28 protein-coding genes are annotated in these 24,699 nt (G+C 42.1%); 15 read left to right on the top strand and 13 right to left on the bottom strand.

The window, feature by feature from the left end; all coding sequences use genetic code 11:
• Positions 1-93: 93 nt before the first annotated feature.
• Entirely contained in the window at positions 94-198 is a 105-nt protein-coding gene (locus AC3IPL_RS08850) for a type I toxin-antitoxin system Fst family toxin (protein WP_489240714.1), read from the bottom strand.
• Positions 199-329: 131 nt separating this feature from the next.
• On the opposite strand from AC3IPL_RS08850, the gene AC3IPL_RS08845 reads away from it, so the two are divergent.
• Entirely contained in the window at positions 330-977 is a 648-nt protein-coding gene (locus tag AC3IPL_RS08845; protein WP_489240713.1) for a metallophosphoesterase family protein, read from the top strand.
• 10 nt (positions 978-987) lie between these two features.
• Here the strand turns inward: AC3IPL_RS08845 and AC3IPL_RS08840 are convergent, their stop codons facing one another.
• From AC3IPL_RS08840 to abc-f, 3 genes are all read right to left on the bottom strand, one after another.
• Positions 988-2,139, bottom strand: coding sequence for a low temperature requirement protein A (locus AC3IPL_RS08840; protein ID WP_489240712.1), 1,152 nt, complete (start codon positions 2,137-2,139; stop codon positions 988-990).
• Between the two features lie 48 nt (positions 2,140-2,187).
• Positions 2,188-2,418 (bottom strand): hypothetical protein, encoded by a 231-nt coding sequence (locus AC3IPL_RS08835; RefSeq protein ID WP_489240711.1) that lies wholly within the window; start codon positions 2,416-2,418, stop codon positions 2,188-2,190.
• Between the two features lie 64 nt (positions 2,419-2,482).
• A complete protein-coding gene (abc-f, locus tag AC3IPL_RS08830; protein ID WP_489240710.1) occupies positions 2,483-4,081 on the bottom strand; it encodes a ribosomal protection-like ABC-F family protein in 1,599 nt (532 codons plus the stop codon).
• A 268-nt stretch (positions 4,082-4,349) separates the two neighbouring features.
• Between abc-f and AC3IPL_RS08825 the strand changes: the two genes are divergently transcribed.
• From AC3IPL_RS08825 to AC3IPL_RS08800, 6 genes are all read left to right on the top strand, one after another.
• Complete coding sequence (locus AC3IPL_RS08825; protein ID WP_489240709.1) at positions 4,350-5,546, top strand: NAD(P)/FAD-dependent oxidoreductase; 1,197 nt, start codon at positions 4,350-4,352, stop codon at positions 5,544-5,546.
• 200 nt (positions 5,547-5,746) lie between these two features.
• Positions 5,747-6,247 (top strand): hypothetical protein, encoded by a 501-nt coding sequence (locus tag AC3IPL_RS08820; RefSeq protein WP_489240707.1) that lies wholly within the window; start codon positions 5,747-5,749, stop codon positions 6,245-6,247.
• Positions 6,248-6,300: 53 nt separating this feature from the next.
• Complete coding sequence (locus tag AC3IPL_RS08815) at positions 6,301-8,370, top strand: HelD family protein (RefSeq protein ID WP_489240705.1); 2,070 nt, start codon at positions 6,301-6,303, stop codon at positions 8,368-8,370.
• Between the two features lies 1 nt (position 8,371).
• Positions 8,372-8,848, top strand: coding sequence for a DinB family protein (locus AC3IPL_RS08810; protein ID WP_489240703.1), 477 nt, complete (start codon positions 8,372-8,374; stop codon positions 8,846-8,848).
• A 40-nt stretch (positions 8,849-8,888) separates the two neighbouring features.
• Positions 8,889-9,086 carry a hypothetical protein gene (locus AC3IPL_RS08805; protein ID WP_489240701.1) on the top strand — a complete coding sequence of 66 codons (198 nt, stop codon included), beginning with the start codon at positions 8,889-8,891 and terminating at the stop codon, positions 9,084-9,086.
• A gap of 8 nt (positions 9,087-9,094) precedes the next feature.
• Complete coding sequence (locus tag AC3IPL_RS08800) at positions 9,095-9,499, top strand: GNAT family N-acetyltransferase (RefSeq protein WP_489240699.1); 405 nt, start codon at positions 9,095-9,097, stop codon at positions 9,497-9,499.
• A gap of 102 nt (positions 9,500-9,601) precedes the next feature.
• Here the strand turns inward: AC3IPL_RS08800 and AC3IPL_RS08795 are convergent, their stop codons facing one another.
• Entirely contained in the window at positions 9,602-10,156 is a 555-nt protein-coding gene (locus AC3IPL_RS08795; RefSeq protein WP_489240697.1) for a thioredoxin family protein, read from the bottom strand.
• Positions 10,157-10,402: 246 nt separating this feature from the next.
• On the opposite strand from AC3IPL_RS08795, the gene AC3IPL_RS08790 reads away from it, so the two are divergent.
• Complete coding sequence (locus AC3IPL_RS08790; RefSeq protein WP_489240695.1) at positions 10,403-11,632, top strand: aminopeptidase; 1,230 nt, start codon at positions 10,403-10,405, stop codon at positions 11,630-11,632.
• Between the two features lie 37 nt (positions 11,633-11,669).
• On the opposite strand, the gene AC3IPL_RS08785 is transcribed toward AC3IPL_RS08790, so the two are convergent.
• Positions 11,670-12,374, bottom strand: coding sequence for a PepSY domain-containing protein (locus AC3IPL_RS08785; RefSeq protein ID WP_489240693.1), 705 nt, complete (start codon positions 12,372-12,374; stop codon positions 11,670-11,672).
• 134 nt (positions 12,375-12,508) lie between these two features.
• Here AC3IPL_RS08785 and AC3IPL_RS08780 point away from each other — a divergent pair, with 134 nt between their 5' ends.
• Positions 12,509-12,919 carry a DUF2188 domain-containing protein gene (locus tag AC3IPL_RS08780; protein WP_489240692.1) on the top strand — a complete coding sequence of 137 codons (411 nt, stop codon included), beginning with the start codon at positions 12,509-12,511 and terminating at the stop codon, positions 12,917-12,919.
• A gap of 65 nt (positions 12,920-12,984) precedes the next feature.
• Here the strand turns inward: AC3IPL_RS08780 and AC3IPL_RS08775 are convergent, their stop codons facing one another.
• Both AC3IPL_RS08775 and AC3IPL_RS08770 read right to left on the bottom strand, forming a co-directional pair.
• Entirely contained in the window at positions 12,985-13,635 is a 651-nt protein-coding gene (locus tag AC3IPL_RS08775; RefSeq protein ID WP_489240690.1) for an HAD family hydrolase, read from the bottom strand.
• Positions 13,636-13,637: 2 nt separating this feature from the next.
• The gene (locus AC3IPL_RS08770; protein ID WP_489240688.1) at positions 13,638-14,678 is read right to left on the bottom strand and encodes an NADH:flavin oxidoreductase/NADH oxidase; all 1,041 of its coding nucleotides are present in this window, start codon (positions 14,676-14,678) and stop codon (positions 13,638-13,640) included.
• Positions 14,679-14,884: 206 nt separating this feature from the next.
• Here AC3IPL_RS08770 and AC3IPL_RS08765 point away from each other — a divergent pair, with 206 nt between their 5' ends.
• On the top strand, positions 14,885-15,643 hold the full coding sequence (locus tag AC3IPL_RS08765) for an NUDIX hydrolase (protein WP_489240686.1): 759 nt from the start codon (positions 14,885-14,887) through the stop codon (positions 15,641-15,643).
• Positions 15,644-15,689: 46 nt separating this feature from the next.
• Here AC3IPL_RS08765 and AC3IPL_RS08760 read toward each other — a convergent pair whose 3' ends face one another.
• On the bottom strand, positions 15,690-16,727 hold the full coding sequence (locus tag AC3IPL_RS08760) for a C45 family autoproteolytic acyltransferase/hydrolase (RefSeq protein WP_489240684.1): 1,038 nt from the start codon (positions 16,725-16,727) through the stop codon (positions 15,690-15,692).
• A gap of 246 nt (positions 16,728-16,973) precedes the next feature.
• Between AC3IPL_RS08760 and AC3IPL_RS08755 the strand changes: the two genes are divergently transcribed.
• Both AC3IPL_RS08755 and AC3IPL_RS08750 read left to right on the top strand, forming a co-directional pair.
• Entirely contained in the window at positions 16,974-17,780 is an 807-nt protein-coding gene (locus AC3IPL_RS08755; protein WP_489240682.1) for a hypothetical protein, read from the top strand.
• Positions 17,781-17,852: 72 nt separating this feature from the next.
• Positions 17,853-18,401, top strand: a complete 549-nt coding sequence (locus AC3IPL_RS08750) for a GNAT family N-acetyltransferase (protein WP_489240680.1) — start codon at positions 17,853-17,855, stop codon at positions 18,399-18,401.
• Positions 18,402-18,482: 81 nt separating this feature from the next.
• Here AC3IPL_RS08750 and AC3IPL_RS08745 read toward each other — a convergent pair whose 3' ends face one another.
• The 3 genes from AC3IPL_RS08745 to AC3IPL_RS08735 form a co-directional block, all read right to left on the bottom strand.
• The gene (locus AC3IPL_RS08745) at positions 18,483-20,003 is read right to left on the bottom strand and encodes a M4 family metallopeptidase (protein WP_489240678.1); all 1,521 of its coding nucleotides are present in this window, start codon (positions 20,001-20,003) and stop codon (positions 18,483-18,485) included.
• Positions 20,004-20,261: 258 nt separating this feature from the next.
• Positions 20,262-21,287 carry an NAD(P)H-dependent flavin oxidoreductase gene (locus AC3IPL_RS08740; protein ID WP_489240676.1) on the bottom strand — a complete coding sequence of 342 codons (1,026 nt, stop codon included), beginning with the start codon at positions 21,285-21,287 and terminating at the stop codon, positions 20,262-20,264.
• 4 nt (positions 21,288-21,291) lie between these two features.
• Positions 21,292-21,663, bottom strand: coding sequence for a nuclear transport factor 2 family protein (locus AC3IPL_RS08735; protein ID WP_489240675.1), 372 nt, complete (start codon positions 21,661-21,663; stop codon positions 21,292-21,294).
• Between the two features lie 123 nt (positions 21,664-21,786).
• Here AC3IPL_RS08735 and AC3IPL_RS08730 point away from each other — a divergent pair, with 123 nt between their 5' ends.
• A complete protein-coding gene (locus AC3IPL_RS08730; RefSeq protein ID WP_489240673.1) occupies positions 21,787-21,948 on the top strand; it encodes a hypothetical protein in 162 nt (53 codons plus the stop codon).
• A 56-nt stretch (positions 21,949-22,004) separates the two neighbouring features.
• Positions 22,005-22,472, top strand: coding sequence for a hypothetical protein (locus tag AC3IPL_RS08725; protein WP_489240671.1), 468 nt, complete (start codon positions 22,005-22,007; stop codon positions 22,470-22,472).
• A gap of 26 nt (positions 22,473-22,498) precedes the next feature.
• Here the strand turns inward: AC3IPL_RS08725 and AC3IPL_RS08720 are convergent, their stop codons facing one another.
• Positions 22,499-23,755 carry a hypothetical protein gene (locus AC3IPL_RS08720; protein ID WP_489240669.1) on the bottom strand — a complete coding sequence of 419 codons (1,257 nt, stop codon included), beginning with the start codon at positions 23,753-23,755 and terminating at the stop codon, positions 22,499-22,501.
• Between the two features lie 328 nt (positions 23,756-24,083).
• Here AC3IPL_RS08720 and AC3IPL_RS08715 point away from each other — a divergent pair, with 328 nt between their 5' ends.
• A complete protein-coding gene (locus AC3IPL_RS08715; protein WP_489240668.1) occupies positions 24,084-24,683 on the top strand; it encodes a LuxR C-terminal-related transcriptional regulator in 600 nt (199 codons plus the stop codon).
• The last annotated feature ends 16 nt before the right edge of the window (positions 24,684-24,699 follow it).

Raw genomic sequence — 24,699 nt, 5'->3', positions numbered from 1 at the left:
GCTATAATAGAGCCGAACAGGATTCATTCTAATAACACCAAATCCCAGGTCGAGTGCGAGTCGACCTGGGATTTTTTTGTGGTGTTGTCGTCATTATTGATCATTGTTATCCCGGTGATTGAGCCAGTAACCGAAATAAGTGATCGCTATTCCGCTCAAGAGAGCAGGAACCAATCGAACAAGGATTTCATCCATCATAACACCTCCTCCCGCTAAGCATATGACCAGCGAAAGTGACGACACATTCATTATAACATAAAATAGAACACATGTTCGCATAAAATAGTGGTAATTTAATGTTATATCAAAATAAAGAGGCGGATTAATGAATGAATTACTATATTGTAGGAGATATTCACGGATGTTATCATACACTCAAAAAGATTCTTAAACATTGGGATGCTGAGATAGAACAGCTGCTCTTCGTCGGAGATTATATTAACAAGGGGAAGCATTCCAAGGAAGTAGTCGCTCACATTCGAGCGCTTCAGCAGAAATATCCAAATACTGTCTGCATTAAAGGCAATCATGAATACGAGATAGTCAAATATATTGAAGGTGGTACATCACTTAAAGACATGAAAGAAAATTATAGAAATACATTCAAGAAGTATGATCTAAAAGGAAAGCATCGGGATGATGTGCGCTGGATGGGTGAACTGCCATTATTTTATGAGAATGAAGTACTCTATATTTCACATGCGGGTGTTAATTTTTGGGGGATACGAAAATTCAGACAGGATTCGTGGTGGAGTGTACTTAGATTCCGTGGTAAATTGAAGCGGATGAAGAAATTACAGATCATCGGACATACCCCGACGTTAAGCGGACGGCCGGAATATAACGCTAAGTCTCATAGTCTGAATATCGACAGCGGTGCAGGTAATTTTGATTATTTATCGGCTGTACTGATTGGACAGGACGGAAGATTGATTCAAACGTTCAGAGAAGAAGTAGACAAAGACGACCGCTCATAACAGCCGTCTGTTATTCTTGAGGATATTTAGTCTGATAAATATAGCGATAGACAAAGAAAATCATCGTCGTCACTATTGCTGTTGAGATAGGCAGTGTATACGGCGCATCTTTCAGAAGATATTCGATGAGAAACCCAGCTGCTAGTATCACAGCTACGATGATGATTAAATGTTTGTCATAGTTGAATTTTTTGTGAGAATAATTCAGTGTCAGCAGCAGTCCTGCAAAATAACTGGCAAGCGCACTATACATCAGCTGAACTTTGAATAGATTCGTCACATCATTGCTGGCATCGAGTACAAGCGACGCATTGACCATACCGAGCCCTATGAGTATGAAGAAGTGAGCGATAGTGATTGTCATACCGGAAGCATAGTCTTCATCACTAATAAGTCTGTTTGTCTTCATCCAGTAGCAGCCGAATAATGTAATGATGATGATGAATAATAACACATCAGTGATTTTTAAATCACTGAGTTTGAAAATATTGGTCAGACCGATGATCGTTTCTCCGAACATAATGATGGTAAGCAGTGTGTATCGTTCCACCATATGAGGTACATTGACTGCCGACTGTTTTAATGCTTTCCTAAACGGCATAGGGCTGAAGCAGGCAACAGCAAGTGCGCATCCGAACGTGACATACATCCACGGCGATGGGATGAATATCGCGATAGTGGCAAGCACGGCACTGCTGAACATAGTTGTTCCGAAGACAACAGCAGCGAACTGGTCTTCTATATTCGTCTTATCCAGTAGACTCAGAAAAAACTGCAGGCTGGTTGAGAAATAAAGAATGGCGATACAGACATTGACCGGATCGAATACGTCTGAAAAATCTTTCGACAGACTGATTGCAAGGAATATCGCGATGAACATATTGAACATCAGGAACATCACATCTTTTGCTCTGATTAATCCAAAGCGATTTGTGTAGGCAGTTTGATAAGACCATACGGAATAAAATATGAGTGTCATAACTATATATTTCATAAATGCATCCAGAGGAATGTCGCCATTTTCTGCATGTAGTATCGTATGAGAAATCTGTGCGATGGCGTAGACATATACAAGGTCATAGAATAGTTCAGTCAATTCAACGCTTTTTTCTTTTTCATCATGTCTATCGGTCAAATCCTTATTAATAAAATGCTCTTTCATTGAACGCCTCCTGATTTGAGTATAAAAAAAATCAGCGCAAGCTGATTTTTATAGTGTATGGATATCTCTTGGTGTTAATTTCAAAATTCTATCGACATTGATTGCTGATACTTCTTCGCCTTCTTTAATAGCGATAAATCCATTGGTATTGCGGTTGAATTTAGCGATGAAGTTGTTGAATGTAATACTTTCAGTCGTTGTCAGACGTTCAAAGTGGCTCACAGTGACATTGCCTTCCATAACAATATCAATTTTTAAATAGTCATTACTTGCAGTCATTATTCAAACTCCCTTTGTACTTTGTCTTTTTTTCTATACCCTGATTGCTGAAGAATAACACATATTAATGGGGCGGATCGATATCCAGTGTGAGATAATCCCTGATTTCATCAGCCAGTTGTTGCTCGTTAATCTCATCTTCAATGTGAAGGTCAAGGTCCTGTATGATTCCGCTTGTCATCATCAACTGTCTGTTAGCTACTTGTTGTGTGAAATAAGTATCATGACTAACAAAGATAATGGAGCCGGTGTAAGTCATCAACATCTGTTCTACAATTTCCTGCATCTCGATATCAAAATAGTTGGTCGGCTCATCCAATACAAGTAAATTCGCTCCCGAAAAATACAGCATTACAAACGCTAAACGACATTTCTCGCCCATGGATAAGTCCTTGATAATATCGTCCATACGGTCTGCCTTGAATCTGAATGACGCAAGAATCGTCCGTGCTTGACTGATAGTCATATCATCTAATGACAGTACTTCGTCCAATACGGTGCGGTCGAAGTTCAGAACATCCAGTTGCTGAGAGAAATAGCCGATTTTAGTGCCTGGATTAATCCGTATTCGTCCTGTAGTTGGCTGGTACTCATTGACTAAGATTTTAAGTAGAGTGGACTTGCCGCTGCCGTTACGGCCGGACAAGGCGATTTTATCGCCACGGTTGATTATAAAAGTAGCGTCTTTTATAATGTCATAATCTTCAATCGATAAGCCAATCTGTTCAAATGACGCAAGCTGTTTCGCTTCTATAGGACTGCTTGCAATGGAATAATCAGTCCGCTGATCTTTTTTTGAGATACCTTTGAATTGATCCATTTTTTGTTCCAGCTGACGAGACTTCGTTTTATAGCGTTTTGCGATTTTAGCAACTTTTTTCTGTTCTCCGACATCTCTGACACCTGCATGATGGTTGGCCTTATTATGCCATTCTTTCATTTCCTGGATCATTTGTTTCATCCGCTGCTTTTCTTTGCGTTCTTTGTCCAGCTGGAGTTGATTTGATTGCTCTTCAATTTCTTTTTGCTGCCTAAAATCATCGTAATTCAGCTGGAAAGTGCGCACGCCGTCTGCTGTCAGTTCAATGATCTCATGTGCGGTCTCGTTAATAAAAGAACGGTCATGTGATGCATAGATGATGGTCTTCTTAGCCTGCTTCATCCATGATATAAGCCACGTTTTTGTCTCTTTGTCCATATGGTTCGTCGGTTCGTCGAAAATAAAAATCGGCTTATCTTCAATTAGCAAACGTGTCAGTGCGACTTTTGTCTGTTCTCCTCCAGATAAAGTATGGATACTGCGGTCAAGATGTTCTTCAGTTAGACCGAATTTCTTCAACTGAAGTATGATTTGCTGCTCCAGCTCATAGCCGCCTGCTTCGATGTAGTCACTGATTACTTCGTAGTCCTCAGTCATTATCTGCTTGATGCGATATACATCCGGATGTGACATCAATATGAAGTTCAGTACTGTAGTGTTGTCGGTAATAGTCTGCATCAGCATAGCCGCATCAAATCGATTATGGATGAGTTTCAACAAAGTAGATTTTCCAATACCATTGTTACCGATCAACGCAGCATGAGTGCCCGTTGTGATAGTCAGATGAATGTGTTTTGCCAGTCGTTTATCACCAGCAATTAAAGGTTCGTTAATTGTTAACATAAGATTGCCTCCAAATAAAAAATAGTCTCATCACATCATGTGAAGAGACTACGGGCATCATAAATAAGCCGATAACAACGTATAGGCTTCACGATTTAGACAGATTTATCCCGATCATCAATTTCACATGATATGCAGTTCGCATGTGTTTCATGTTATCGGATATCCATCGTCTTAAGTGACGCCTCCTTTTAATTAGTTAGTTACAAATTACCATAGCATCATATGGATGTCAAATGGGTATAGTGTCAATAAAGGAGGTAGTGCGATGCTGAGCAACGGAGAATTGTTTTGGCCGAAGACATTTGATCATACACATTATCCTGCACTGACAGGAGATGAGACATGCGATGTGCTTGTCGTCGGCGGAGGTATGAGCGGTGCTATCACTGCGTTTACGATGGCCCGCGCAGGTTACCGGACGATACTGATCGATCGGGGAATGGTTGCTTCTGAAAGTTCGGCGGCTAATACAGGCCTGCTTCAGTTTATGAGTGACAAGACACTGGCAGATTGTATCAAAGATTTCGGAGAAGAAGAAGCTTTTGAATTTTATCAGTTATCATTTCAAGGACTTGAGTATATTCGTGAATTGTGCAATGATTTACCGGCTGATGTTGAGTTTCAAAATCGTGACAGCGTGTTGTACGCATCAAAAAAACGGCATGACAACAAGCTCCGAGAAGAATATGTGGCACTCAGAAAGTTTGGCTTTAAATGTGATCTGCTGAATAGTCGTCAACTATCAGAGACTTACGGAATCAACCGGTCAATGGGACTTGTCACTCATGGAGATGCAGAAATTAATCCATATGTCTTTATCCAGCGCTTGTTGGACAAGGCAGTGAATACGTATGATTTACATATATATGAACAGAGCGAATTGCTGGACTGGCATGAAGGAAGTGACGGAGTGAATTGTCACATAACAGGCGGTAGAATTACTGCACGGCACGTCATCTATGCCGGTGGTTATGCTGATAACACATTCGTCAAATCAGTGAAGAAGAAGCAGTTTGTCCGCTCATTTGCAGTGGTCACTCGACCTATTGAAGACGGTGCATTCTGGGCTGAGAAAGCGATGATCTGGGAGACTGCGCGACCGTATCTCTACATCCGTCATGTCGAAGGTAATCGAATCATTGTCGGTGGACTCGATGATAACAACAAGCGTGTCCCCTCCGAACGCTTCATCCGCAAGAAATCCCGGCGGTTAGTCCGTGAGTTCAGGAAGTTATTTCCGGACATAGAGATAGCAGCTGACGACTGCTACGGTGCAAGATTTGGTGAAACAACAGACGGAAAACCTTTTATTGGGCGAGTCCCTGATATGTCTCACTGCTATATGCTCCTTGGATACGGTGGTAATGGCACTGTATATTCTGCATTTGGAGCGAAAATGCTGCTTGAAATGATACGCGGGGAAAAACATCCGCAGCATGATATATTTAAGCTTGACCGTTAACCTGATAGAACCCATATCAGGTTATTTAGTGTGCTTCCGATGATCTGTTGTTTCACTCATTTCAAATGAACATAGGGAGGCAGCAGATGATTCTCAAGGACACGACAACAGAATTTATTGTATGAGTTGGCCCTTAACGCAACATAGATCATTGCATCATAAACAATGATATAGACACATCATATAAGAGGAGAGCCGTTATGAGATCGTCGTTATTGAAGGAAATCGAGCAACTTAAAATAGGGGAAGGAGCTTCAGCGATAGGATTCGCGATGTTATGGATAATGATTGCTGTCATTGATGAAGAAGCGCGCGTGTATTTAATAGACCCGATGTTCTTTGTTCCCTTTAGTGCGATCTGCATCACGTTAGCGACAGGCAGCTACTTCTGGTCTATTATGCTTGAACACGTCAAACATCAACGTAAACTTATATTGACGGACAAGCAGAAGAATTATTTCAAGATGCTGCACCTTTTGATTGTGAGTCTGATGATCGGTGCAACAATACTCATCATCATCAATCTGCCTGTTGCATCATCAAGTGTGGGGCTGCTTGTATTGATCTATGGGTTCATGTGGCTCGAATATATCAATTACTTCCACATCAGATTATCTTATCTAACGCCGCGTGAATTCAAACAACTGTTGATACATAAGCCTGCACGTGCGCATCTATCACGCGTGCTCCGGTCAAAATAGCTGTTAATTAAGCATGAATCCGCTAAAATAGTAGTATTGCAAAGGAGAATGTTATGGTTTCAAAAGATAAAGAAACGCTGCATCTTAAAGGTGTGATCAGTCTGATTGATGTCATTCATGACGAACTGACTGGTGAGTTGTCACGGACTACCGGTGAACTGATTGAAGAGCGACGGTTTGCGCTTGCTGAACTCGGTTCAGAAATTTCTGATGATACACAAATTGAATATTCACAAGTATTACCATCGTTAAAAATGCAGGAAGAGCTGCAGGTCAACCGCCAGGATGTGGCGGATAGTCTCGGTAAAATGAAAGAGCGTCCGTACTTCGGAGCGGTGACTCTTACTGACGCTGAAGTGGGGCAAGAAAAACTGTACATCGGACTTAACAGCCTGAAAGACCCATCCACCAATGATCTGATTATCTATGACTGGCGGACGCCTGTTGCAAGTACATATTATGCCAACCATCTTGGCGCAGTGACTTATGATGTTCCTGACGTCGGTCCAAGAACAGTCGATGTGAATGAACGAATTCAACTCGTAATTGAAGACGGGACACTGCTTGACGTCTTCGACTCGGAACTCTATATCGGTGACGACGCCCTCCAGCATCTGCTCGTTGACACAGCGAAAGATAGAATGAAATCTATCGTGTCCACCATTCAGCAGGATCAAAATGAAATCATCAGACAGACGTCTGCCAAAGATATGCTTGTCCTTGGTCCGCCAGGAAGCGGCAAGACGTCCATTGCCATGCAGCGCATCGCTTATTTGCTGTATTTACATCGCCATAAAATGTCGGCGGAGAATATGCTGTTCATCACACCGAACGAAATGTTCGGTGATTACATCGGAGAAGTGCTGCCGGAGCTCGGTGAGGCAACTATTAATGCAACAACGTTCTATCGTCTCAACGATAAACTCGGAACTAGAAATAGTTTTGAGGCATTGTTCGCACATATCGAACGGATGAGGCAGGCATCAGTTGAAGAACAGCATGATTTTACTTTGAAATCGTCACAGCGCCTGCTCGATGCACTTGATGAGACGCTGACGCTTCTTGCAGAACGGCAATTGAAATTCAGAACCGTGCGGATTAAGGAGGAACCCTTTGTTACGACAGAGGAACTGAACACGTGGTTCTATGATAAGTTCAGAACATCTCCTATTGACACTCGGCTGAAGAAAATTCAAGTACAGCTGCTGCCGCGCTATCAGGATGCCCTTGACCGTGCCATTAAAGAACGGACGAAAGCACTGAAAAAAGTCCATACATATATCGGTACGGACAAAGAACTGGAACGTCAGGCAAAACGCGAGAAGACGAAGCAGTTCAAAGCGCTTAAACGTTATATCACGCAACTGCAGTTTGTGAATGTCGAGCGGATTTACTTGGATGTATTGAAACAACTGGACAGTGCGACGCGTCAGCGGACGATGGAATCATTGCAACAGAAGACGCTGAACTATGAGGATATCGCACCGCTGCTGTACCTCAACATTAAGATTAAAGGACTGCACAAAGAACCGAAGATTCAGCACTTGATTATTGATGAAGTCCAGGATTACAGCCCGGTGCAGCTCGCCTGTATTTCAGCTGTTTTTCCGAATGCACGGAAGACGATGCTCGGTGACAAACATCAGATGGTCCACCCGATACCGGTCAATACTCTTGATCATCTGAAAGCAATTGAACTCGTCAAGTCATATCGTTCAACCGTTCAGATTACAGAGTTCACTAAGCAGTTGATCGGCAATGACACTACCGAATCGCTCGGTGTCACAGGTGACGCAGTACGGCAAATGTCATTTGATGCATTTAAGGACGAACTGAAGACACTCGAGTCAGAAAGTGTTGCTATTATCACGAGAGATGCAGCGCACGCAGCTGAGGTTCATACCGCCATCGATCAGTCAGATGTGACACTTTTGACACATGACCAGTATACATTTACAAAAGGTAAGCTCATCATGCCGAACTATATGTCCAAAGGCTTTGAGTTTTCCCATGTCTATATTATCGATTACGACGCGTACGACCAAGTCAAAGATAAGTATCTGCTCTATACGACTGCCTCTAGAGCAACGCGTCATTTAACACTTGTCGGAAAAGAGGGATGACATGCAGCAATCACTGAATCCTATATTCAGCCAGCTCAAACTTCAAGTCGAGAGCATTAAAGAACTGATTCACTGTGTCAGTTTCTTTTCGATGGAACAGGAGATTTATCCAGGCGGACGCACTTGTCTTCAGCTGCTGCATCACCTCGTGCTGATACCTGACGCAGATTACAAGTTAGCACAAGGTGCGACAGCTGAAGAAATCAGCCAGTTTTACTTCTACTGGGAGAAAGAACTGACCACTGTAGAGATGCTCGAGGCGCGGATGGATTTGAGTTTCAGTATTCTGGAAGATGCTTATAAAGACCTGGAACAGGAAGATCTGGATGCAAGGTCTACGAGCTACTGGGGGACGACATATAGTCAGATTGAATGGCTGCTTATGATTCTGGCACATTTAAGTCATCATCGCAGTCAGCTGTTCAGCTTTCTGAAAGTAGAAGGAGAGCATTTAAATTCAATCAAGCTGTTTGAATAACAAAGGTTGTAATTATGGATTTTATTTGACGGAGGTTACTATGCTGCAAGCGATGACGCATGCTTTTCTTCTTGCCATCGGGCTGATTATGCCGCTCGGTGTGCAGACAATATTTGTCTTTAATCAAGGCGCTTCACAGAAACATTTAATGCAGGCACTTCCAGTTGTATGGACGGCGGCTATTATCGGCGTCATCTGCCTGCTGGTTAATCAGCTGCCGGAACTCGTCATATGGTGACCGATAGATTGTGTATTCGACCGCTGGAACAGCCGTGGATTAATGAAATGACGGCAGATTACACGGCACATCAGCGATTGCTGAATCGTGTGGCCAAGCTGTCCATCGATCCTACATTAGCAGATTGGGAGATGTGGATGGTTCAGCTGAAAGACCGAACCTATATCGGAGACATCGCTTTAAAACGACAGCATGATACCGTCGAGGTAGGCTACTTCTTTCAAGAAGATTATCGCAGTCAGGGTTATGCCACTGAAAGTGTAGGCGCATTGCTGAATGAGCTCGTGCAGCATGCCCCTGTTATATTCAAAGCGGAATGTCTGAAATCAAACATCGCCTCGCAACGCGTACTCGGGAAGTTAGGCTTTACAGTAACCCATGAAGATGGCAACTTAATGTATTGGAAAAAATAATGAACGCCTTTGTTACAAAAAAGGCGTTCATTATTTGATTTCTTTATATTAACTTTTGAAGCGGGTGTCATTGTTCGAAGTATGATTCACAGCTCAGTTAAATTATGCATGAGTCAGTCGTTCGATGATTGACTGATAGACTTCCTGCCATAGTTCCGGAGAATTTTTATATGTTTCATGAATCACTTGATGTTTTTCTTTGCTTTTCTCCTCGAACGTCGGATCTTCTTTGTCAGGCAGGTCGCTGCGTAGTTCGGTGACTAAATCCTGTACTTTCTGTGCACGTGGTCCCCAGACAGCAGTTTGATGATGGTCTTCATCAAGGAAGACGAAGATTGGAATTGAACGCGCAGTGCCGTTCGTCAAATATTGATCCATTAAGTCAAGATTTTCATCGCGCAGCACGAAACGGACATCCATTGCTATCTGTTCAGCGATTTTCAATAGAACAGGGATGTTCATCATGGCATCGCCGCACCAATCTTCAGTGATGACAATGGCTTTCAAATGCTTATCTTTAATTTGAGACAACCGTTCATCTTCAGGAAGTTCGAACTGATCATAAATAGCCTGCATGTCTTCTTTGTTTACCTGCATATGATCGATGTATGCTTCTGTTGTCAGTCCGTTCTCAAAATAAGTTTTTAACGTGGTCATGTAAATTCCTCCTTTAACAGTCAAACATATTATAGCAGTGTCATGGATGCTCTCAAAATAATCTGATTTTTATAAATTTTGCGGTAAATACTGATGTATTTCTGTCCACTCATTGATAAGCTGAAGACAGCTAATTTTTCATACAGCAAGACTCCTTCTGAGACCAGTGCGCACTGGTCTCTTTTTTTCTCCAAATTTATTTCGTTTTCCGATATAATAGAATTAATACTTATAAGGAGTGAGACGATGAATTACGAAGAAACAGTGAAAAAATATGCAGAGCTCGTTGTTAAAGTTGGATTAAACGTACAACCAGGACAGCGTGTTGTATTAAATGCAGATATCGATGCGATTGACTTTGTGCGGGAATTAACACGTGCCTCATACGAAGCAGGAGCAAGAGAGGTCATCCAGAAATTATCAGATGGTCCGTCTACGCAGATGAAATATGAACACGCACCGATGGAAGTATTTGAAACAGTGGAACAGTACCGTATCGATGAAACGAATGCTTATGTTGCTGAACGCATTGCCAACTTGAAGATCTATTCTCAGACACCGGAACTGTTGAAAAATGCAGACCCCGCTAAAATTGCTGCTTCAGCTAAAGCACTGGGCGAGGCAAACCGTGACTATGCACGTGCAGTCGGGCGTTTTGATTTCACTTGGAGCATCGTTGCTTTTCCGAACGTTGCATGGGCGGAACTTGTATTCCCTGATTTAAAAGGGGAAGAAGCGCGACTTAAATTATTAGATGAGATGATCAAAGCGGTACGGGTAGATCAGGAAGAGCCAGTGGAAGCATGGAGACTTCACAATGAGAAATTAAACGCAAGAGCGAAGCTGCTCACTGAAAAAGCCTATGACAAACTGCACTATCAATCAGATAGAACAGATGTTGAAATAGGACTGAATCAAGGGCACGTCTGGCTGGGTGCTAGTGCTGTCAATGCTGATGGTGTCGAGATTCAAGTCAACATGCCGACAGAAGAAGTATTTACATCTCCTGATTTCCGCCGTGTCAACGGGGTGATCGGCAATACGAGACCGCTGAGCTATAACAGCGCGATTATCGATGATTTCAAATTGACTTTCAAAGACGGTGTTGTCACTGACTTTGAGGCAGGACAAGGCTATGAAGTGCTGAAAAATATGCTGGACAATGATGAAGGTGCAAGACGTCTCGGTGAAATTGCTTTAGTTCCTGACGATTCACCGATTTCAAACTCCAAAGTATTATTCTATAATACGCTGTACGATGAAAATGCTTCCTGCCACGTTGCGCTTGGCCGTTCATTCCCGAACGCCATTGATAACGGTAAAGCATTGTCAAAAGAAGAACTGCTTGAAAAAGGGATGAATTCATCGATTATCCACGTCGATTTTATGATCGGTGGGCCTGATCTATCCATCGATGGGATTAAAGCTGACGGCACATCAGAACCAGTATTCCGTAATGGTAACTGGGTCATTTAACAAACAAATCCGGATGTCTCAGGACATCCGGATTTTATTATTCACCTTTTAAGTTGGCAGTACCTTCGAATGGATCGACAGTCACTGTTTTTTCCATATTATCATCAATCATTTCAATGTTATAAACCGTAATGCCGTCTTCAGTTTCAAGAGACCATTCTTTCACCTGTGCGCTGTCACTTGTTTTGTCCTGTGCCTTCTTTAGTGCTTCGTCAAATGACACAATTTCATCGTAATCGAATGTCTGATCCTCTTTGTCAATCATCTCTTCTTCCGTATTCAATAATTTTTTGTCTTTCATTGAATACGTATATTCCATGTCTTTATCATCTTCGTTCTGGCTGATTTTATAAACCCATTCGCCGTTTTCTTTCTCGAAGTTAATGCTTGTCAGCTCACCTGTTTTACCATCACTTTCAAGGACTTTGATGATATCATCAGGTGTTGCTGTAATATCGTCTACAGCGATAGGTTGGTCATCTTCATTTCCTGTAGCTGAAGATGCCTGCTCATCATCTTCTTCAGCGTCATCAGCATCGTCCTCATCGTTTGAGTCACTGTTCGTTGTAGTATTTGAATCTTCATCTTCTTTCACATCATCAGATTGATTTGCTTCAGAAGAATCCACCTCAGATTTGTTCTTGTCATCAGGACTCGTCGCTTTATCATTACTGTTATCTGCGTCACATGCTGCAAGTGCAAGGCCTGCTGTCAGCAACAGACTTAATATTTTAAATTTCATAATCATTTCCTCCTTGTGTATATTTATTAGTACTCTAGCCTATTTAACAGCGGTTTAAACGTATTATCTATATAAAATGAATAAATTCTGGAAAATGTGGTATATAAAATTATCATTGAAAGGGGAGAAAATGAATGTGGACGACACAGGATTATCCAAATAGCTGGAAGAACCTTGATGAACTTGAGCGGAAAAAAGCAATCGATATTGGCAATGCAATGCTGACTAATGGTTACAAAGAAGATGACGTCATTCCTATTGCAACGAGCCAGGCCGAAAAGTGGTACAAAGATGCGACTGATGATGAATTAAAAGAACTGAAGAACAAAAAGATTTCAAAACATGATAAAGATCAGTCAGCTAATCCTGAGCTGATGGATGAAAGTGTTGAAGTATATTTTGAAGATGATCAGTGGAAAGTAAAAACTACTGGTGCGAAACGTGCAAGCAGTACGTATGATACGAAAAAAGAAGCGGTGGAACGCGCTGAGGAAATCGCTGATAACAAGGGTACAACAGTTATTAAGCATAATAAAGATGAATAGATAATTCTTCTGACATATTCACAAACTAAAAACCAGGACTGTTGATGGTCCTGGTTTAGTGCAGCTTAATGATCTTTTAAATAATCGCTCAGTTCCTGGACAGATTCAACGATCTTACTCGGCTTTTCGTCTTCCAGTTCGACTAATGACCCATAGCCATACAGCACACCGATTGCATCCATATCATTACGACGTGCGCCGATTAAATCATGTTTTCTGTCTCCAATCATGACGCAGTCTTCAGCATTCAGGTCATAGTGCTGCATGACATGACTGATGACTTCGTGCTTTTGAGCTCTCGTACCATCGAGCTCACTTCCGGCAATCGCCTCAAAGTAACTGCCGAGATGAAAATAATCAATGATCTGTTCAGCGAAAGTGACAGGTTTGCTCGTCGCAACGAACAGTCGACGTCCCTCTGCTGTCAACGTTTTTAGCAGCTCTTCGATTCCTTCATATACTTTGTTCTCATAGAGCCCTTTATCCGAAAAATATTCCCGGTAATAATCGATGGCCAGATGATTCCTGTCACCGGTCAACTGGTAAGTCGATTCATAGCTCTCGCTGAGCGGCGGGCCGATGAAGTGCACAAGGTCATCATTATCCGGTGCTTCTATCTTTAACTTATTCAACGAGAAGATAATAGAATTTGTAATGCCGAGCTTCGGGTCAGTCAGTGTACCGTCTAAGTCGAATAAGATATTTTTGTATGTCACTTTTATCTAATCCCTCGTTCATATTGTTTCGGTACAATGATATCGTCTCGCAGTGCTTTCACTGCATGTATCGGCCAGTAAGGATCGTCCAGCAGGCCGCGACCGATAGCGATTAAATCTGCGTCGCCGTTTTTCAGTACCATTTCAGCGACTTCCGGAGATTCGAGTATGCCGACAGCGATGACCGGCACATTCAATTCTTCTTTGAAACGCTTGGCAAAAGGCACTTGATAGCCTGGATAATTGCCGGGTTTTTCTTTGCCGGCGGGTGCTTCACCGCCTGATGAGATGTCGAATATATCGACACCTGCTTCCTGGTACTTCTTACCGAGCTTAAGCGCATGTTCCAGTGAATAGCCGCCATCCATATACTCACGGGCCGATATTCTGAATATGAGCGGCATATTTTCAGGCATGACTGACTTCACAGCTTTGATGACCTCGACACCAAACAGTGATAAGTCTTTGCCGTAGTCATCATCCCGTTTATTGATGCCCGGTGAATGGAACTGGTGAATCAAATAGCCATGTGCCCCGTGAATTTCAATAGCATCGAATCCTGCTTCGACCGCACGGCGGGCAGCCTGTTTGAATTTGTCGACCATCGCTTTTACTTCATCGGTCGACAGTGCTCTTGGATAGCGCATTTCACCGAATTCTGTCAGTACTTCAACCGGCATTTCCGATGAACTGACCGGCGTTTCGATATGTGTTGCCTTACGACCTGCATGGGCAATCTGAATGGCTGCTTTAGCGCCTTGTGCATGAATGGAATCTACGATGCGTTTGTAAGCTGGTATTTGCGCATCATCCCATAGTCCCAGGCAGTTGGCTGTAATTCTGCCGTCCGGTTCTACATTGGTCATCTCGACGATGATCAGCCCCGTCTGGCCGACTGCGCGTGACGTATAATGGACAAAGTGCCAGTCATTTGGTGTACCATCTTCTTTAACGACCGAATATTGACACATCGGTGCCATAACGGTTCTATTTTTTAGTTCAAGCGTGTGATATGTAAAAGGTGTATTCAATAATGTTTTCATGTGGATTCCCCCTCTACCAATATTATAGGCATTGATATCGTGATAATAAAATGAACTGCTTGAATAGACGTTACAATTTATACTGATAATACTAGTTGTTATAATGATATTTGATCATTCTCAATGTGTAGTCAGCGGTTGAGACATGCAATCATTGCCAATCTTTTCTATAATGAAAGTAAGACCATAAGATTGGGCGTGGGATTATGTATGAAGTGAAAACAGAAGTTAAAATTATTCCAGATGGATTTGAATCGGTGAATCGTTTTTTTCATGAACATGTCTTCCGCAGTTATATTGAGCTTGGGGCAAAACTTAGAGGTAGATGGGTAGATGAAGATTGTACGTTGATCACTGAAATATGGGCATTTCATGATAAGGCACATTATCAGCAGTTCTTTGATTTGAGAAAACAGACTTCTCATTACAAGAACAGCGTGGCAGAGAAACTGGCAAATGATAAGTGGATTATCTCGAAGAAGGAAACACATATGGAGCCGACCGGCGAATATTTTCAGCCGTTATACAGTGTATCCGCCAGTGTCTTTGCACAGAATGACAAAGGTGAAACACTGCTCGTCCGCAGTCTGCATAGGAGTGACACTTTGGAACTTCCTGGTGGTGTTGTGGACTACGGCGAAAGTCTGAAAGAATGCGCCATCCGAGAGGCGAGGGAAGAGACAGGGCTGGATGTTGAAATTGTGGGTCTCGTCTATGTCTCGCAGAATATTTCAAACGGAGTAGTGGCGTTTGTTTTCCACGGAAAAATCCTAGGCGGAGAGCTGACTGACGCAACTGAAGAAACGAAAGATGTCGGATTTTATGATACATCAGAAGAAACGATTGATCGCTATGTGAAACGCACGCATTTCAAGGAGCGAGTGCTGCAATCACAGAAGCTGGAGTATATACCGATGGATATTGTAGCCAACAGACCTTATAGTATTATTGAACGCATGAACTGACGCGGAATTACTCATTTCCGCGTCAGTTCAAATGTTTAGAGATAGTTTATTCGCTTGCAAATGTCAATTCAGTGTCAATCTGTCCGGTAATTTCGGTGACCGGCAGTGGAACACCTTGCAGCCACTTACCGAAATCAAGTACAACAGGTTCGGCATCGCCGCCGAGTGCTATCCATGCAGTGAGTTGTTTCGGGAAATAGCAGCTTGTATGAATAGTACCGCTCCAGCTGGAATATTTGTCGCTGAAAATACCAGCAGTTGTGTTGTTCATTGCAGTGAATGCTTGTTTAGCGGTCAGGCCGCTGTTGACTTGCGCTGTCATGGCCTGCATCCGTTCTTTGGAGTCGGTCAGTACTTTTCTGTTTTCATGAGTTAATACTTCAAAATGATTCGTACAGTAATGGTGTTCTCTTATATTAATATCACGCGGTGTCACTTCAACAATTTGAGTGATGCCTTTTTTGTCGAGAAGAATATAGGAGAAGCTTGAGCGGTGCGGGATAGCTTTTAAGAGTGTGACTGCTTCATCGACATCTCTGCACGTTTCAAGAATCAGCCGGCCGATCATATAACAGACAAAGCCGTCTCCTGGTTTTTTGCGGTGCATGAAGTTATAGCCCATCGTCAAACCGTGTTCGTTAATGCCGTCCATCCGGCCGGTCACTCGTGATACGGGCGCCATCGTTGCATATCCGCCGTCATTCGGCTGGAAGAATGTCAGCCGGCCGTCATAAGTCGCCGGGTGGTAGTCATAGTTACGCACGAGGAAATCTTCAGCAGTGAAGACAGAGCAGCCTGAATCTTTTGCGTAAACTCTGTAGCCCCCAAAGTTCTGCAGCACTTGTTCCAGCCCCATATCAAGAGAATCTTGTAGCCCCGTCAGCTCGTTCCATATTTGCGGGGCGAATTCGTTGAATACACGCTTTGTTTCCTCAATATCGATATCAAATCGCGGGCGTCTAATGCGCCATTCGCGTTCACGGTTCTTCATCATTAATGTTCCTTTCATCCATTCTCCTTGAGAATAGCCGAAATCATAATGATTGCCGCGGAATTCTGTAATGATACTTTTTACGTTCTGCACACTATCACACCTTTTAACAGTTTTATTCAGTCTAACATAACTGGGCATTTGTTATGGGTAAGCGGGCTTTTGCTATACTGAGAATTGAGGTGACATAATGAAGCATAAATCCTATGTGCTGCTGCTCGGCGTTATATTGATTGCATCGACATTAAAGCGAATCATCAGGGTCTTTTGACATTTACAGCCCCCTTCGGTTGACTTCACTTTTAATTTTTACTAGGGTAGACGGTGAGGAGTGATAGTATGAGAACGTTGGAACAAGAGAAAGATTTATTCTTTATCGACGGTTCAACGTACGAGTTACTGAAAGATGAATTAAAGACGACGGTGGTCTGTCCTAAAGATGAGTTTCGAGGGCATGCCATCTACAAAAATTTCCATGTGAGCAACTGCCATAGAACGTGGCGGATTTCAGATTATGACTATGTGATTGCCGCTCAGCCGGGCTGGTACGAATCACTGCCAAGAGATCAACAGCAGCTTGTGTTCAATGAACAGAAGCGGACAGGTTCCTGTATGCTGCTCGGCAACATTTTAATTACACAGAACTACTGGTCCCGATTATCTGAGTCCCAGCAGCAGAAAGTGATCAGTTTTTACGATGAACCGATAGAAACGATCGATGTGACCGGACTGCCGGAACGCTTTACTCGTCTTCATGGTCGTTTTCCTGATGAACATGGCGGCAACTGCTTTGCGGCTGCGTTATATGGTGTGACTGATGAAGCATCTATACTGAGCGAATGGATTCACGACCAGATGTTCACAGATATGCTGGAGCGTAATGATTATCATCAAGTCGCCCAGCCTGCAAAAGGCGATGTAATTGTATTTGTACGTGATGGTGTTATCGTCCATGCAAGTTATATGATTGATGATGATTACTGTTTCAATAAATCAGGACAGATGTTCTATAACCCATGGCATATTGCGCGTATTGACAAAGTAAAAGAAGACTGGAAAGATTGTGAAGTGACGTATTACAGTGGGTCTGACCATCGATATCGAACAGCTGATATGAACGCAGAAAAACAGGCCGTATATGCGTAATTAATAGAATTGTATTGACCTTTTCTATGTTTTTTACTAATGTAAAATAAACATCAGAATAAGGGGACAGCTATGCGATTAATCAAACACGACTTGAGCTACATCGACGCCATTATGGCTGGAACAAGTCGACCGGAGATTCATGATATCCTCGGCATGGACACGCATATGATCGATAGAGAAGGAACCACACGATTTGTTCTGAATATGATTGATGACAATGACTGCACGCAGTATTCGAGATATATTCTAGATGATGATGACCAGTTCATCGGTATCATTACATTGAAGGACATTGACCGGGTGGACCGCATTGCGACAATGGGTACGTGGATTTATCCAGAACGCTGGGGAGAGGGCTATAACCGCCGGGCTAAAGATGAGATGTTGACAACTGCTTTTACGCAGTTAGCACTGGAGGCAGTGCTGTTCGGTGTTAAATTGAGAAACATCCGCTCGATGAAGGCGCAGGAGAAATTGCCTTATACAACGCTTGACGTTGCGGACCGCTATCCGGAGCGTGCTCTGACAAAGCAGATTCGATTGAATGAACCGTTTCAGCTGAATGTAGTTTATAAGGAAGACTTTCTTGAATATCTTAGAGTTACATTAAATAGTTAATCCCTCCTGTGAAGGAGGGGTTTTTTTATGGATCATAACGAAAAAAAACTCCCCTTTGACTAAAAAGGGGAGTAGATGTGATTAGTAGACGCCTACTTGGCTCCATGCTGCAGATACTGTTGCCGCATCTGTTGAACCATATAAATCAGTTGCTGATCTTACTAACGCAGCTCTCGCATCAGCGAATGATGCATTTGGTGTTAAGTAGTATGTCAGCGCTCTGTAGTAGATTTTTTCTGATTTAGATTTTCCAAGTTGAGTGACCGTATTGTAGAACGCTTTGTTCGGGATACCACTGTTTGTATGAACCCCGCCCCAGTCGCCGGCACTTGTATTCGGTAAGTATTTGTAATTATTCATATGAGCGGGCTGACCATAAGCTTCAGGGTTAGACATACTGCGCAGTGCGTCGCCGCTCTTATTAGGCGTATAGACATCTTCACCCATTAAGAAGTCAGGATCGACGAAGTAACCGAAGACATCAGAGAATGATTCATTCAAAGCACCAGGCTGATTCTCATAGACCAGTCCTGCTGTTTTTTCAGTCACTGCATGTGTCAATTCATGTGCAATCACATCATTTGCTCCTGATAGTGGAGAGAATGTGACACCATCTCCGTCTCCATAAACCATCGATTCACCATTCCAGAATGCGTTGTTGTAATTTCTGCCGTAATGGACGATAGAGTAAATCGGTGCGCCCTGGTTATCGTATGAATCGCGGTTATGAACTGATTGATAATAGTCATACACCTGATCTGCATAGTAATGGGCATCGACTGCTGCACGCTGTGTTGTTGATGTGAAACTCTTATCTATATCGTAGACGAGAGAGTATCTTGACGTTGTATTTTTGGCATCATATGTTTGAATCTTACCGGTATGAGTGACATCAGATAAATAGTATCTGCCGCTTTCTTCATATAAGTTTAATGTTTTAGTAGCGCCATTTGTACCTGTTCCAGTACCTGTTGTTGCGCCAACATCAGTTAGGGCATTCTGCTTTTTAACCACTTCGCCTGTTTCAGCGTCAATCTGTACTTTCCAGTTAGCTGGTTCCGGTGTTAAGTAGATGAGTTGAACATCATAGACTAATTTGTTTACTTCAGCATTCACAACTAAATCAGCTTTTTTAACCACTTTGCGATCCTGGTTTTTCACTTCATCTTTTGTAATGCCAGCTGCTGCATAAGCTTTGTTAACTGCCTCTTCAGCTGAAATCTGTTGAGTATTAGTCGGTGCCAGCTTCTCCTGATTCAGGTCACCGTTGACGAAAACGACTTGTCCTTCTTTGTTGACGTGGACTTTCACTTCTGTGTTCAATCCGGCTTTGCCATTTACTTTCGGTTTTAATGTATAGTGTGTGAAGCCTAGATCATCCTGCTGTACTGATACGACTTCATACTGTTTATAGTTTTTCTTGACTTCTTTTGAACCAGGTAAGTTTTTGAGTGTATTTTTAGCATCCTGTTTGCTCTGTACTTTCTCAAGCTTTGATAGTGCTTTTGAACCATCTGATTTGGCAAAAGAGTCGTTTGTAGGAACTAATGAAGCCAGTAAAGCTGTTGATAATACTGCAGGTACGATGAATTTTTTCGACATATAGACACTCCTTAAGTAATTTTTAATGCTAATTCTCATTATAAATATTCTAAAAATTTTGACATCAGTATATAACGCAAAGATAGACTGTCATTTTTTTAACATTACGGCTTTTATATGCTAATTTTATATATTTAATATGATTATTATGCTTATTTTAGCTAAATGAATATTGATAACACTGAATCATTAACATGATTTAACACTTTTAAATTGTTAATAATTCATGCAGATAATTGAACAAAAAAAGCTGAATCATTAAGATTCAGCTGAAGGAATAGTTAATTCAGTTAAAATTGTCTTTAAAGAAACTGTTTTAGATCCGCGTATATTCTGGCCTGACCAATTGCTCATAAATTCAGCATTGTATTGCAACTTTGCCGCAGCTCTTATATCAGCTGTCAATTGATTCATGATAGGGTAGGGAGGAACCGAATGATCTGCTAAGCGGATCATCATCTCATTACTGATTCCTCGTGCAGGTTTTCCAGTGAAAGAAGTCGTCACGACAGCAGCAGTTTCATCAGCTTCATTAATCGCTTTTTTATGAAGTGGATGAGCTGAACTTTCATAGGTATTGAGGAAACGTGTTCCTATCTGGACATAATGAGCACCGAGTGCCTGAGCTGCCTGGATTCCCCGGCGATCTGCAATACCTCCTGCTGCAATGATGGGAATGGCTACGGCATCAGCTATTTGAGGAATAAGACTCATTAATCCGATAGAAGACTGTTTAAGAAATCCGCCGTAATGTCCTCCCGCTTCATATCCCTGTGCAGTCACAAGTTCGATTCCCCGTTCTTCAATGATAAGCGCTTCATTAACATTAGTTGCTGTCCCGATTGTTTTAATACCAGCTTCTTTCAATTTCTTGATTACTGTTTTATCGGGGCAGCCAAATGTAAAACTGACGACAGGAACATTCATTTTAATACATAACTCAATATAGTCGTTGATTGATGGTTCTTCAATCAAGTGAATGTTAGTTATTTCAGGAATATTCAACATCCGTCTCACATTATTAAGTTCATTATTAATGATTGTAATATCATATGATAAATCATCCACACGATGATGTGCAAAGATATTGACAGCAAAAGGACAATCAGTAAGAGACTTTACTTCTTTAATTTGATTTGCCAGCTCATTAATTGAAAGACCACCTGCAGCGATAGAACCGAGGCAGCCATTATTCGACACTTCTGCTACAAATGAAGGACTGATAATCCCGCCGGCCATTGGTGCTTGAATAATCGGTGAAGAAATTCCGAGCAAAGCGCTCACTCCTTTAAGCTCCTGTGATACCCATTTCCATATGCATACGAACCATCTTACGTTCACCATTGATTGTTTTGAATGTCAGTATCGCCAGTGATGAATCCTCGATTAAGTTATAATTGCCGTCTTCCCTAAATATGCGAATGATAACAACACTATCTGAACCGCGTTCCGTTTTATAGATTACATCAAATTCCCATTCTTGCTGCTGTTCAAAAAGTTCTTCAAACACTTTGATGATGTGATCATAAGTGTATACTTTCTCTTCACCAGTCGGTAATATGAAAGTTGCATCCAAGTCAGGTGAGAGGATTTTCTTGATGGTTTCAATATCCTGATGTTGCCATGCTGCTAATAAATTGACATGTGCCAAGATGTTCACGTTCCTTCTGTATGGTTTAATTGAGTAAAATTTATTATAGCATGTCAGTATAGATAAAACATTTCTTTACTCTAATTTTGTATGTTAGAATAACTATATACAAAAATAAGAGGTGAAATGAAAATGAAAAACGTACTCAAAGGATTATTTTTCATCGTATTTTTATTAGCACTTATTGTCACAGGTGGCGCAGCTGTTCTGTTCATGCGCTTTAAAGCTGATTTTGAAGACATCGAACGTCGTACACAAGATATCGTTGCTAAAATTGAATCAGAAAACGTCTAGAACTTGCCATAGTGGTGAGTTCTTTTTTGTGACATTCTTTTCTAGGGGGCGGACATTTGTCAGCGATATGGTCTGAAGTATCTTTAGGGGAAGAGAAAGCAGTTGAACAATTGATTGAGTTGATGCGCTTGACTCATCCGTGTATTGAAGATATTGTGATAGGCTGTCCGAAAACAGATGAAGGTTATATGATGGCTATGAAGATTAAGGAAGCATGGGAACAGCTGGGTGGTTTTACTGGTGAGGGCGGCACTGTACTTGATATCGTCTGCTGGAATGATCAGTCCAGTTCATTCAATAAATATTCTAACCGTATTATAAGACATTATCCTGATGCTTTTGTGGCTGTTGGAACAACGATTGGATTTAAAGAAATCAATAGGCGGCTCCACCGTTTTTCGGAGCTGACAGCTGAGAAGATTTATATTCTCGGTGATTATAGTGAGACATTGAATTCATTATTTTGTGAGCAGCTGACGGGTGTAAGCTGGTCGGGCAGACCATGGAAGATTTCACAGTTATAGTGCGGTAGACAAAAGAAAACAGCCGATCATCGGCTGTTTCTTTTGTTGAGTCGCGGCTGCAGCAGGAGAGTTCCCATCAGTAATAATATATAGCCTGCTAAATTCAATGCCATCGGCTGTTCGCCTGTAGCAGGTAGAGACTCATGACTGGTCTGTTGAGTGTTATCAGCGGGACGGCTTGAAGTCTTAGCAGGTGTGCTGTCAGCTGAAGACTCTGGTACTTCATGAATTTTGTCATCCGTCATCGTATCGCGTGTCGTCGATGAGTGATTTGTAGCTGCATCGTTGTTCGGCTGATTGTTGTCATCACGTGGAACAGGGGAGTACGGCTTGATGCTGGGTGGGTCAACTGGCAGCTGGGGCATTACTTTGCTCTCTTGGCTGTTCGTTTTTGCAGGCTTTTCTTTAGTGACTGGCCGAGTGGCAGGCAGCTGCCGCGTTACTTTGCTTTCGGTTTTTGCAGGCTTTTCTTTAGTGACCGGCTGAGTGGCTGGCAGCTGCTGCGTTACTTTGCTCTCTTGGCTGTTCGTTTTTGCAGGCTTTTCTTTAGTGACTGGCAGCTGGGGCCGTGCAGTGCTCTTTGTCTGACGGTCTTCAGGTTGATCTGAGAGGATAGCGCTGACACGATCTCTCTGCTGCACTTTATTTGAATTCCGCCGTATGTCATTTGAATGCTGCTGTACTGCACGCTGTACTGGCTGTTCGTCTGTCGTTATGCTCTGAGGTTCAGCGGAATCATCTGTTGTCATGATGAAATATTTTTCCTCACCTGCTTCGACAGCTACCGTTTGATGATTATATGAGATGGTATAACTGCCAGCTTCAACGTTATGGAATGATGCTGTGCCGCTGTCATCAGTTATTACTTCATCAATCACTTCGTTGTCTTTCATCAGCTGAAGCGGCATATTGGATGCGACTGTTAAATCTGAAAGCAAGGCGTGAATGGTTACTTGAAGAGCAGGCGATTCATCAGCTGAAGCGTCTTCAACTTCAGTCGTTTCTTCTGGATGGAACTGAATTTCGTTAATATCTGTCGTCAAAGCGACTTCAGTGTCATCATTGATAATAGCGTAATTGTCAGTCGGCTGCTGCATGATGAACATTCCATCATCAAGTGTTTTGAACGACTTGATATGGCCTGCTTGATCGACAAGCTCAAACTGCTGCCTTTTCAAAGGTTGCTGGTCTTCATCGATGAGTTTGATGACTAATGGCGCTGATGCTGTCATAGGGAGTACTGTAAAGATGGCCGTCAATGCAATAAGTGCTGAAAAATTCATAGCGTCCTCCGTTTCATTTGAATAACCATATTATGACACAAAACAATGCCCCGCTCTACATCATTACAATTCATTCACAGCAATGTTATAACCGTCATACTATCTTAAAACGATTAACGTGCTGTTTAATTTTCCACGATCTTGTAAACACTATTAACAGTGCATCATCTAATCATTGGATTATTTCTATAGAATTTCTTCGCTCTGTAAAGCATGCTGTCATATAAATTTAAAAAGTTGTCGAACTTGTCTGAATTTTGAGGTATGATGATGAAAACCATGTATATCCAACATCAATAATTTCGTAAAGTAGGTGATCACCATCAAAATGATAATACTGGATGAACATGAAATGGTAGGTCAGGGAATGGCGCACCTCTTGTCAGCTGAAACAGATATGACTGTCGTCAAAGTATTCTCTGAAATCAATCATCTAGGATATTATATTGAAACGATATCACCGGATATTGTATTATGTGAAGCTAAAATCAAAGGTATGAATGTATTGACTGACTTAAAACGACTGGTCGATAAATATGACAGCACCCGCTTCGTTATACTGACTTCATACGATATTGAAGAATACAAGACGAGAGCACATGATAGCGGAGCGGCTGGATTTATTTCAAAAGGGGAAAGTGCGGACTATTTGATTGATTCTCTGCGAAAAGTATATTATTTCAATCGCAATCTCTGGACAGAAATGACATTGGAACAGCAGATATTGACCGTCCGTGAACGAGAGATACTGGCACTCGTTGCACAGGACATGACTAACAAAGAAATCAGTGAGACACTGTTCGTCAGTAAAAGGACTGTTGAGTATCAAGTGTCCAGCCTGATTCGTAAGCTGGAAGTGGAGTCGAGAGTCGGCGCAGTCATCAAAGGATTGAAGCTCGGTATTATTGAAGAAGATATTACTATCTGATTATTTTTGCGCTATA

Source organism: Macrococcus sp. GL_134 (assembly GCF_057834705.1).
This window is presented reverse-complemented; position numbering and strand designations above follow the sequence as displayed.

Coding starts and splice junctions, on each gene's coding strand:
- AC3IPL_RS08850 (WP_489240714.1), bottom strand. CDS start 198: ATGATGGATGAAATCCTTGTTCGATTGGTTCCTGCTCTCTTGAGCGGA.
- AC3IPL_RS08755 (WP_489240682.1), top strand. CDS start 16,974: ATGAGAACGTTGGAACAAGAGAAAGATTTATTCTTTATCGACGGTTCA.
- AC3IPL_RS08780 (WP_489240692.1), top strand. CDS start 12,509: ATGTGGACGACACAGGATTATCCAAATAGCTGGAAGAACCTTGATGAA.
- AC3IPL_RS08790 (WP_489240695.1), top strand. CDS start 10,403: ATGAATTACGAAGAAACAGTGAAAAAATATGCAGAGCTCGTTGTTAAA.
- AC3IPL_RS08845 (WP_489240713.1), top strand. CDS start 330: ATGAATTACTATATTGTAGGAGATATTCACGGATGTTATCATACACTC.
- AC3IPL_RS08820 (WP_489240707.1), top strand. CDS start 5,747: ATGAGATCGTCGTTATTGAAGGAAATCGAGCAACTTAAAATAGGGGAA.
- AC3IPL_RS08715 (WP_489240668.1), top strand. CDS start 24,084: ATGATAATACTGGATGAACATGAAATGGTAGGTCAGGGAATGGCGCAC.
- AC3IPL_RS08805 (WP_489240701.1), top strand. CDS start 8,889: ATGCTGCAAGCGATGACGCATGCTTTTCTTCTTGCCATCGGGCTGATT.
- abc-f (WP_489240710.1), bottom strand. CDS start 4,081: ATGTTAACAATTAACGAACCTTTAATTGCTGGTGATAAACGACTGGCA.
- AC3IPL_RS08785 (WP_489240693.1), bottom strand. CDS start 12,374: ATGAAATTTAAAATATTAAGTCTGTTGCTGACAGCAGGCCTTGCACTT.
- AC3IPL_RS08745 (WP_489240678.1), bottom strand. CDS start 20,003: ATGTCGAAAAAATTCATCGTACCTGCAGTATTATCAACAGCTTTACTG.
- AC3IPL_RS08835 (WP_489240711.1), bottom strand. CDS start 2,418: ATGACTGCAAGTAATGACTATTTAAAAATTGATATTGTTATGGAAGGC.
- AC3IPL_RS08750 (WP_489240680.1), top strand. CDS start 17,853: ATGCGATTAATCAAACACGACTTGAGCTACATCGACGCCATTATGGCT.
- AC3IPL_RS08730 (WP_489240673.1), top strand. CDS start 21,787: ATGAAAAACGTACTCAAAGGATTATTTTTCATCGTATTTTTATTAGCA.
- AC3IPL_RS08840 (WP_489240712.1), bottom strand. CDS start 2,139: ATGAAAGAGCATTTTATTAATAAGGATTTGACCGATAGACATGATGAA.
- AC3IPL_RS08810 (WP_489240703.1), top strand. CDS start 8,372: ATGCAGCAATCACTGAATCCTATATTCAGCCAGCTCAAACTTCAAGTC.
- AC3IPL_RS08795 (WP_489240697.1), bottom strand. CDS start 10,156: ATGACCACGTTAAAAACTTATTTTGAGAACGGACTGACAACAGAAGCA.
- AC3IPL_RS08815 (WP_489240705.1), top strand. CDS start 6,301: ATGGTTTCAAAAGATAAAGAAACGCTGCATCTTAAAGGTGTGATCAGT.
- AC3IPL_RS08770 (WP_489240688.1), bottom strand. CDS start 14,678: ATGAAAACATTATTGAATACACCTTTTACATATCACACGCTTGAACTA.
- AC3IPL_RS08825 (WP_489240709.1), top strand. CDS start 4,350: ATGCTGAGCAACGGAGAATTGTTTTGGCCGAAGACATTTGATCATACA.
- AC3IPL_RS08720 (WP_489240669.1), bottom strand. CDS start 23,755: ATGAATTTTTCAGCACTTATTGCATTGACGGCCATCTTTACAGTACTC.
- AC3IPL_RS08765 (WP_489240686.1), top strand. CDS start 14,885: ATGTATGAAGTGAAAACAGAAGTTAAAATTATTCCAGATGGATTTGAA.